Origin of the sequence: Novosphingobium sp. CCH12-A3 (genome assembly GCF_001556015.1) — a bacterium.
GTDB lineage: Bacteria > Pseudomonadota > Alphaproteobacteria > Sphingomonadales > Sphingomonadaceae > Novosphingobium > Novosphingobium subterraneum.
Window position 1 is genome coordinate 1 of record NZ_LSIA01000201.1, and the last position, 9138, is coordinate 9138.

Annotated in this window: 10 protein-coding genes and 1 pseudogene; 7 read left to right on the top strand and 4 right to left on the bottom strand. The window is 61.3% G+C overall.

Annotated elements, in window-relative coordinates; genetic code table 11:
- Positions 1–93 precede the first annotated feature (93 nt).
- Positions 94–267, top strand: coding sequence for a hypothetical protein (locus AX703_RS15275; protein WP_156452082.1), 174 nt, complete (start codon positions 94–96; stop codon positions 265–267).
- Between the two features lie 103 nt (positions 268–370).
- Here AX703_RS15275 and AX703_RS15280 read toward each other — a convergent pair whose 3' ends face one another.
- Positions 371–1363, bottom strand: coding sequence for a hypothetical protein (locus AX703_RS15280; protein ID WP_062345270.1), 993 nt, complete (start codon positions 1361–1363; stop codon positions 371–373).
- Positions 1364–1377: 14 nt separating this feature from the next.
- Entirely contained in the window at positions 1378–2568 is a 1191-nt protein-coding gene (locus tag AX703_RS15285) for a Gfo/Idh/MocA family protein (RefSeq protein ID WP_254895193.1), read from the bottom strand.
- A 203-nt stretch (positions 2569–2771) separates the two neighbouring features.
- Here AX703_RS15285 and nadC point away from each other — a divergent pair, with 203 nt between their 5' ends.
- The 4 genes from nadC (at position 2772) to AX703_RS28950 (ending at position 5885) form a co-directional block, all read left to right on the top strand.
- On the top strand, positions 2772–3629 hold the full coding sequence (nadC, locus tag AX703_RS15290) for a carboxylating nicotinate-nucleotide diphosphorylase (protein WP_062345274.1): 858 nt from the start codon (positions 2772–2774) through the stop codon (positions 3627–3629).
- A gap of 55 nt (positions 3630–3684) precedes the next feature.
- Complete coding sequence (locus tag AX703_RS15295; protein ID WP_062345276.1) at positions 3685–4902, top strand: aromatic ring-hydroxylating dioxygenase subunit alpha; 1218 nt, start codon at positions 3685–3687, stop codon at positions 4900–4902.
- Positions 4903–5118: 216 nt separating this feature from the next.
- A complete protein-coding gene (locus AX703_RS15300; protein WP_230461519.1) occupies positions 5119–5520 on the top strand; it encodes a MarR family winged helix-turn-helix transcriptional regulator in 402 nt (133 codons plus the stop codon).
- Between the two features lie 137 nt (positions 5521–5657).
- Positions 5658–5885, top strand: coding sequence for a flavin reductase (locus tag AX703_RS28950; protein ID WP_368655946.1), 228 nt, complete (start codon positions 5658–5660; stop codon positions 5883–5885).
- Here AX703_RS28950 and AX703_RS26750 read toward each other — a convergent pair.
- Positions 5857–6638, bottom strand: a pseudogene (locus AX703_RS26750) (IS630 family transposase); the annotation flags it as partial. The gene AX703_RS28950 and the pseudogene AX703_RS26750 sit on opposite strands and share 29 nt — an antisense overlap.
- 105 nt (positions 6639–6743) lie before the next feature.
- A complete protein-coding gene (locus AX703_RS15315; protein ID WP_062345282.1) occupies positions 6744–8030 on the bottom strand; it encodes a hypothetical protein in 1287 nt (428 codons plus the stop codon).
- 146 nt (positions 8031–8176) lie between these two features.
- Between AX703_RS15315 and AX703_RS27425 the strand changes: the two genes are divergently transcribed.
- Positions 8177–8344 (top strand): hypothetical protein, encoded by a 168-nt coding sequence (locus AX703_RS27425; protein WP_156452083.1) that lies wholly within the window; start codon positions 8177–8179, stop codon positions 8342–8344.
- Between the two features lie 112 nt (positions 8345–8456).
- On the top strand, positions 8457–9138 hold a 682-nt coding region (locus AX703_RS15320), incomplete at its 3' end, for a hypothetical protein (protein ID WP_156452084.1).

A 9138-nucleotide genomic window follows, 5' to 3' on the forward strand; every position in this document is an offset into this window, starting at 1 on the left:
ACCGGATTTGTTCGCCCTTAGCGTGCAGATACGTCACTTTCGTGTAGTCACCCCTACTTCGACCGGTCGGTGTTTACGACGATGTTCTCGCTGATGTTTGCATCCTATTCGCTCGGAGCCACCGGAGGGCCAATCGTCTTTGCCGCACTAGCGAGCAGGACCGGCAACTACGATCTGGCCCTAACCATGTGCTGGTCGTCGATCGCGGTGCTGATGATCGCCATCCTCTTTCTGCCTCGCTACAACTCCGCGCAACGGGCAGTGTGAGCCTACCGCGCCGGCAGGACGGATCGGCAAGGGCGCGCGCACCCCACATTCGCGGGGACAGGAGCCCTGCCCCCGCGAAGCGCGCAACACCCCACGGCAGTCGTCAGATTCGGAATTCGGAGAACGTTTCCGGTGCGAACATGTCCTCGACCGTCAACTGCCGGGGCGAAAGACCCTGCTCATGGTGGTAGCGCGTGAACGTCTCTATGACGTGCCGATTGCGATCGATGCCGTAGGGCCACCATTCCTTGCCCATGGTTGCGATCGTGTCCTCGACCGCAGCGATCTGCCAGGGCAGCATTGTCTTGAGTGACGCCGAGACCATCAGTTGTTCGTAGACAAGCTTCTGGGCCTCGACAAACGCCTTGTACAGCGCTTGGGCGACCCAGCGGTTCTTCTCGTAGACATCGCGGCGGATCGCGACGACATGCATGATCGGGAATATTCCTGTCTTGGCGAAATAGGCCTTCTCGACCGAGACGAAGTCAGGAAACAGGCGCCGGACTTTTTCGGGTTCGGAATAGAAGGTCGAAGGCGCGCGAGGCGCATAGACCGCGTCAAGCTCGCCATCGGCGATCATTCGCGAAATGGTCTGCTCAGGTCCGATCGGAATGACCTTGAACTTCTCGGGGAGATTGATCTTGAGCTTTTCCTCTCGGCCCGGTTCCTCTTCCCCGCCGAAGAAATAGGTCACCGAGGACGGATCGACGCCGTATTCATCCTGCAGGATACCGCGGATCCACACCGGCGCGGTAAGCTGATACTCCGGCACGCCGATCCGCTTGCCGACAAGATCCGAAGGCTTTTCGATCCCGCTTTTCGCCGAAACGAAGATGCCCGCATGCCGGAAGAAGCGCGAAGGGAACACCGGGATGGCGATGAAACCCGGATCCTCGCGGCCCAGCGTGACGCAATAGGACGACATCGACATTTCGGCCACATCGAACTCGCGGTTGCGGATCATGCGGAAGAACGTCTCTTCGACATCCAGAACTTGGAAATTGAGATCGATCCCGTCGGGCCGAACCTGGCCGGTCTGGAGTGCTTCGGTCCGGTCATATCCCCAGCAGGCGAAAGATAGATTGAGACGGCTCATTGGATGGTGTTTCCTTATGACTCTTGAATGATGGTCTGGGGCTTGACGTCGGCCGCGATGCGGCTGGATTCCAGCAGTGCGGCGCAGCAGGCCATGGTTTCGAGACCCCACCAGCCATCGTGGACTGGTGGCCTCGCGCCGAGAATCGAGGCGGCGAAGTCCTCGATCACATTTGCTCGGGAAAGCGTCGGCGGGGCGATCGGAATGGTTTCGCGCCGTTCATCACCGAAGACCTCGATCGCGGTCGGCAGTAGCTTGAGGTCGGCCCGCTCACAGCTCACGAGGACGAATCCAAAATGTTCGTGGTGGGGCGCGCCGGCCGGATCGCCCGCCGAGGCCGATCCAAACGTCCGGGCCAGCTTCGCATCGATCTCGTCCTGCTGCGAAAGCTGGTTCAGAGCTTTCCGGGCCTCTCCATAGCGCGCGGGATCCTTCGGACGGCCCAGCTCCGAAATCCAGCCGAGCAGCTCGTCGCTGTCATAGTGGGCATAGCCGCTGTACGTGAGCGTGGCCGCGGCGCCGGATGCAAACGTCATCAGCGCTGAGTATGCCCCTTCGCTCGGCCGCGATGCATCCCAGTTGGCCGCGACCGCGCGAACCGATTCCACCGGCTGGCGCACGATGCGCCGCACCACATCGATCTGGTGCGCCGCCTGACTGTAGACCACGCCGCCGCCGCGCTCGCTGTCCAGTTCCTCGGGCCGTCGCGGACGATACATGAAATCGGTGTAGTTGAAGGCGTTGACCAGACGCACCTTGCCATAGCGCCCCGATGCCACGAGTTCCGCCGCTACGCGGACCGGCTCGTCGAAGGCGTGGCTCGGGCCGACCATGAGTACCTTGCCCGCTTTCTCCGCCGCCCTCGCCATCGCCGCGCAATCGCCGACCGAAGTCGCCATCGGCTTCTCGACCAGCACATGCTTGCCCGCCTCGAGCGCGGCAATGGCCTGAGCGGCGTGCAACTCGTGCGGTGTGGCGATGTAGAGGGCATCCACGCTAGAATCTGCCAGCAACGCCTCATACGTGCGGTGCCCCGTCGCTTCAAACTGCGACTCGAACCGGACGAGGGCCTCATCGCGCAGGTCGTGGGCCGCGCTCAGCTGCACCGCAGGATGGGCACGAAGGGCAGGCAAGGTCAACATGAAACCTCGTCCGAGACCCACGATTCCGAGGCGTATGTGTTTCAACGCTAACCTTTCGCACAATTGGGGAACTGAAATGGGCGGCCCCGCTTGAATTCCCGATAGTTCTATATAGAAGCATATGCAAGCTACTCAGAGTGCGGACATGCACCGCCGGCAAGCCAAATTTGACCGGCGGCGGCGAAGCCAATCTCCATGCATGCAATGAAACAAGGGAAACACGATGCGCAGAGTATTCGAAACGAAGCAACCGGAGGATCGGGCCAATGTCCAAGCCTGAAACGGTTGCCGGACTTGGTCGCCAGGAACTCGCGAGCTTCGTGTCTGCCGTGCTTGCCGAGGATCTGGGCACCGGCGGCGACGTTACCACCAATCTGACGATTGGAGATGGCCTTCGCCTCAGCGCAGTCATCGCTACCCGACAGGATATCGTGGTGGCGGGCCTGGAGCTGGGAGTCGCATTTTTCCGCCAGCTGGATCCTGGCATCAAGATCGAACTTCTGAAGAGCGACGGCGAACGCGCCGCACGGGGAGACGTGTTGATGCGCCTGGAGGGCAATGGTCGCGCCATGCTTTCGGCCGAACGATCGGCGCTCAACAGCCTGCAGCACCTGTCAGGCATAGCCACGCTCACCCACGAATATGCGGACAAGATCGCCGGAACCGGATGCACCTTGCTCGACACCCGCAAGACGATTCCCGGCCTCAGGGTCATCGAGAAATATGCAGCCCGCATGGGCGGTGCCACCAATCACCGCATGCGGCTCGATGATGGAGTCCTGATCAAGGACAATCATATCGCGCTGTGCGGTGGTGTCGAACGGGCAGTTGGCCTCGCCAAGGCATCCGAACTCGAAATCCAGGTCGAGGTCGACCTGCTGGAGCAGATCGAACCTGCACTGGCGGCGGGGGCGGGGCGGCTGCTGTGCGACAACATGTCTGCCGCGATGCTGCGCGAAGCCGTGAAGATCGTCGGCGGCAGGGTTCCGATCGAAGCTTCCGGCGGCGTCAGGCTCGACACCATCCGGGACATCGCGGAGACCGGCGTGGACTTCGTCTCGGTCGGGCGGATCACGCAGAGCGCCCCCGCCGCCGACATCGGGCTGGACTACAGCCCGGCCTGATCGATCCCGGAGAGGATCGACCCACCCCATAGAAAAGTCATTAGGGAGAAACACAATGACACCTGAACAGAATGACCTGCTTTGCCGCGTGGAAGGCAATGCCCCGATGGGCCGCCTGATGCGCCAGCATTGGCTTCCGGCCTGCATGATCGAGGAAGTCGCCGAACCCGACGGCACTCCACTGCGCGTTCGCTTGCTCGGCGAAAACATGGTGGTGTTCCGGGACAGCGAAGGCAGGATCGGCGCACTCGACATGTCCTCCGAGCCCGCCGACGCCAAGCTGCGCGAGACGATGAAGACCAAGGCCTATCCGGTTCGTGAAGCGGGGGGATTTGTCTGGGTCTGGATGGGTGATACCGACAATGTGCTGCCTTTCGATCCGCCCAACTGGACTGCCGCTCCGGCAGACAAGATCAGCATCGTGAAGATGCATGGAGCCTGCAACTGGGCTCAGATACTTGAAGGATCGATCGATTCTGCGCACAGTTCGAGCCTGCATTCCACCAACATGCCCACGGCAACCGAAGTGAGCGGATCGACCGCGACCGACAGCGCCTGGCTGCGCCCATCGGCCGACAAGGCGCCACGTATCGAGGTTCAGAAGACCCCGTTCGGCTTCCGTTATGTTGCGATCCGCAAGCCGATCGTCGAACCCGACAAGCAGGACTATGTGCGCATGACCCTGTTTGTCGCCCCTTTCACGGTCCACATTCCATCGAACGACCAATACCACCTGAGCCAGATGCTTGTGCCGGTCGATGACGAGAACACCATGTTCTACTGGATTGCCTGGCACCCCGAGAAAGGGATTTCGCAGGATGCCTGGCGGAAGTTCTGCGGTGCCGAACTCGGCCAGGATGTCGAGCCGGTCACGTTCAAGAAGATCCGTAACGCCGAAAACAATTACCTGCAGGATCGCGCCGCGATGAAAGCCGGGGACTTCACCGGCATCTACGGCATCCCGGCGCAGGACATGGCCATGTGGGAATCGATGGGACCGATCGCGGACCGCAGCGAGGATCGCCTCGGATCGAGCGACAAGGCTATCTTCACGTTCCGGACGCTGATGTATCGTGCGGCCCAAGCCGTGGAACGCGGCGAGCCCGCGATCGGGACAGGGGAGTCGCGCATTCCCCATGCCAAGCTGATGTCCTTTGAGGGCATGGTGCCCAAGGGCGACGACTGGCGCCTTCTCAATGTCTCCGATGAGGAACGCCGACTTTCGAGCGCGGCGGAGGACAAGGGAGATCTTGTCGAAGATCTGGCCGGCTGAGGCGCGGCAAAGTGGTCACGCCCCACTTCGCTTGCGCGTAGAAAATTGATAGTGCGGCCGTGTTCGACATTTTTTTCGTACACGGTCACGCACCCGGTGCGGCCGTCATCTTGAGATCTGGGAGAATCCGCGTTGCCGATCCCGCGACCGCAAACGCTCCAGCCCGAAGAGAGTCTTGGCTACCAGGTCCGGCGCTGTCACCGCAGGTTTGACAGGTTGCTCAATTCGGTCTTGGCGCGCGAGGGGCTGAAGGCAGGGTATTGGTATTATCTGCGAGCCTTGTGGTTAGAGGACGGTCTGACTCAAAAACAACTCAGCGATCGGACAAATGTCGCTGAAAACACAACCGTTGTAATGATCAACGGCATGGTTGCGGATGGTCTGGTCGAGCGCAGGCAACAGCTTGGCGACCGGCGCAAACAGAACATCGTGCTGACAGAGCCCGGTCGCGAGCTGGAAACCAGGCTGATGCATCATGCCACCAGCATCAATGGCTTGGCGTCAGCCGATATTCCGGCAGATGAAGTGGCAATCTGCCTATCGGTACTCGCAAGAGTTTCGAGAAACCTGGCTGCCGAACTCCGATTGCGGACCGAAGCAGTCGCTTGCGACGATTGATGAGATGAGCAGTCTGATGCGGTGGACAGCCAAATAGTCGGTGGAAGGCTCAGTATTCTTTGGTCGTTCGGAGTCAAGCCAGACCTTACCATGTAGGAATGACAACGAGCGCGAACCAAGCCGAATTTCGTCTGGCAATGCGGCGGCTAGCCGCAACTGTGACCGTCCTGACGCTGGAGCTTGAAGGTCAACCATTCGGAATGGTTGCAACCGCGGTTTGCTCGCTGGCGCTTGAACCGCCAAGCATTCTGGCGTGCATCAACAAGTCCGCTTTCCTGCATGATGAGTTTGCCGGATGCACAAGGTTCGGGCTGAACATATTAGAGCGGTTTCCACTCATTCCGGTTCATACCCGCACGAGCTGAAGTAGTTTGCGCATTCGGCGGGTTGGAAGATGTCGACGAGCCTGCCGATCAGCCCCCACAGCCCGCTGACGGTTCGTTCGCCCGCCTTGCGCAGCATGGCTTTCAGGCGAGAGAATGCTTTTTCTATAGGATTGAAGTCGGGGCTGTAGGGCGGGAGGAAGCGCAGGGTTGCTCCCGCCGCTTCGATCCGTTCTTTCACGGCGGCCCGCTTGTGGCTTGAAAGGTTGTCCATGATGACGACGTCGCCGGGCCGCAACTCTGGCACCAAAACCTGCGCCACATAGGCTTCGAACCAGTCGCCGTTGATCGGACCATCGAGCACCATCGGCGCGACCATGCCGGTCATTCGCAGGCCGGCCACCAGCGTGGTGGTCTTGCGATGACCATGCGGGTAGCCCATCCGCAGCCGCTCACCCTTGGCGCAACGGCCGTGGCTGCGGGTCATGTTGGTGGCGGTCCAGGTCTCGTCGATGAAAACGAGGCGTTCGGGTTCGAGGTCGATCTGTCCGTCGAACCAGCGCTGGCGTTGCCTCAGGACGTCGGGACGATCTTGCTCGATCGCGTGCCCGGTCTTTTTTTGCGCGTGATCCCGTGACGGACGAAAAAGCGATGCACGGTGCCGATCCCAACCAAGGTGCCGCGCTCGATCAGCCGCGCCTGAACCTCGACCAGGGTCATGTCGCCCTGCTCGGCGATCAGTTCCCGAATGAAGTCACCGTGCGCTTCGATCCTGCCCGAATGACGGTCGCCACCTGTGAGCGGACGGAATTGACTGCAACGAGCCGATTTTGAAGCGCCCCAAGGACCGACAAAATTACCTGCAGTGGCCACGGCTACATTTCCGTTCGGCTTCACTTGTCACCTTCTCACCTTCCCCAGCATAGCCGCTGCGGCATTCGAGGCAGGGGCGAGCTTGCGTCCATAGCGCAGCGCGGTCGATGTCGATGTCCAGCGCAGCGCCTGGGCAACAGGGCCTGCATCGGCCCCGCTGGCAAATAGATCCTGTGTCAGCCCGACCCTCAACGAATGCGTACTGAGCGCAGCTATAGCGCGATCGAGCTTCTTGCCCATCAGCGTCACCAGACCCGCATCGGCTGCGGCGCGGGCGCGGCGCTTGATAATATGCCGCACAGCAGTGGGCGTGAGCGCTGCCGACCCGATCGCATAGGTGACTCCGGGATCGCGTGCTTGCACGGCGGCCATTCGCTCCCGGTCCACCTTCGCATTAGGCGCAAGATCGGCCATGGTCAGCGCCCGGCGCGCGAGAACTACTTTGCGTCGCCGCACGGCGATCCGGCAAAACAGCGGGCCTGCGCTAATTGCGCTCACATCGCGCCATAACGCAATCCGCCGCATGGTGTCTGGCGAGACCCAGACATAGCTCCCCTCCCCCAGCTGGTCGGTTTTGGATCGCTCGATATGAAGCAGGCCCGAGCCATCGTCCTGAAGCTGGACACTTTCGCAAGTAGCCGCGACCAGCTCGGACACCCTGAGCCCGGCATCATAGCCAAGCGACAGCAACGCCGCATCGCGCAAGCCCGGCGGATCGCCGCCACAGGCATCGAGCAGCGCGGTGAGAGTCAAGCCTTTGGCTGGCTCGCGGCCGATCTCGGCGCCGAACCGCAAGGGGCCCGCCTGGCGCTGCGCCACGCCCTGTCGCTTGCGCATGCCGCGCAAGGCATCGCGCACCAGCGGTGCCGCAGTCGCCGATGGCAGATCGAGGATACGGTGCACCGCGCCCAGCGAGGCAACTTTGCGCGAAATCGTTGCAGGACTTTGCCGCCTGGCCTCGAGATGGCCGATGTACCCGGTCAAGCGCTCGGGCGAAGCCGGGAGTCCTGGCCGAGGATGATCGAGGCAAAACCCGCTGTAGCATTCAAGATCGGCAGCCAAAGCGCGCAGTGTCGCGCTGCTGCGTGCGGCGAGCGCGGTGGTGAAGTTAAGCTCGGCGACCTGGGTCCCCTCCCCCAGCAAGGATCCGAGGACCGCGACAAGGCGTTCTTTGTGCGTCGGCTTCGTTGACCGGCGGCGTTGCGGCAGAATGCCTTCGCCCGAGGCGAGCACCGTGACAATTTCGGCGCTCGCCGCTGGAACAATAGCGGTGGGGAGTGTTTTGACTTTCCTTGGCGACGCTGCGCGGCTCATTTCCCGGGAATAGCCGCGCAAATTGGCAATGTCACTACCGATAAGATACCATTAGCGATAGTGTGGTGATTTCAAGGCGCAGGTACTTGTAAAGCTATTTCGTATTAGCTATACTATATTCTTAGAGAATTGATTTTCCACCATTTTTGGAAAGCGAAGCCGCACTGCCCTACCTCGGCACCCTCGTGGCCGAAGCCCTGCTCGCGCTTGGCCGCCTGGACGGCGGCCTGAGAGGAAGCGCCCCCGCAACTTTGCGGTTGCTAGCGATCCGGCAACTGCGCAGCCTGCTCATCGCCGCGCTGCGCCAGGTGTGACGCGCCATAATTGACGTCATTGGGCCAACTCGTTGACCAGCAACTGTGACAAAATTCATGGCAACGCGCTGTCTCCGTTTACATGACGCTCGATTGAATTACCTTCCCGGCCATGTCCGCGATCCCTTCCTGGCGTGCCGGCTTCGAGTTGGAAGTCATCCTTGGCGACCTTGGTAAGCCCCGTTTCGAGCGAGAGCTGCGCGATGGAGAGGCAATGGACGAGGCATCGCCGGGCTTCTGCCGAGCCTTCGCATCGAAATTGCGTGAGCGGACAGGTCGGGCGTGGTCCGCCCCTTCTCGGCCACCGCAGCGCCCCGGCTTTTATGTCGTCCCGGAATATGGGCTGGACCCACTCAATTGGCCGGACGACCGCCTAGCGGGCGTGGAACTGCTAACCCCTCCCCTGCCCCTCGACGAGGCCGAGATGGTCCGAACCGAGCTTTCCGAGGCGATCTACGAGATCGACGGCGATTTCAACTTCTTCGCCAGTGACCATACCGCCAGTTGCGGTTGGCACATCAACATCGATGGCGGCGATGGCTACCGGCTCGATCCGGAGCGCTTCATCCTCGGCGTGGATGAACTACTGCTGCTGGCGAACAACGATCGGCTGTTCAGCCGCTACACGGCCTTGCAGCGCCATGCCGTCGGCGTGCCCTTGCTGCGGCATCTGGCGCATGATCCGACCGGCAAATTCCTGCTCGGATCCGCCCTCGGCAACCTGCTCGATGACCGCGCTGGGCGCGACAAGGGATACGCGGCAAACTTCGCCAAGCTGCTCAAGGGCTATGTCG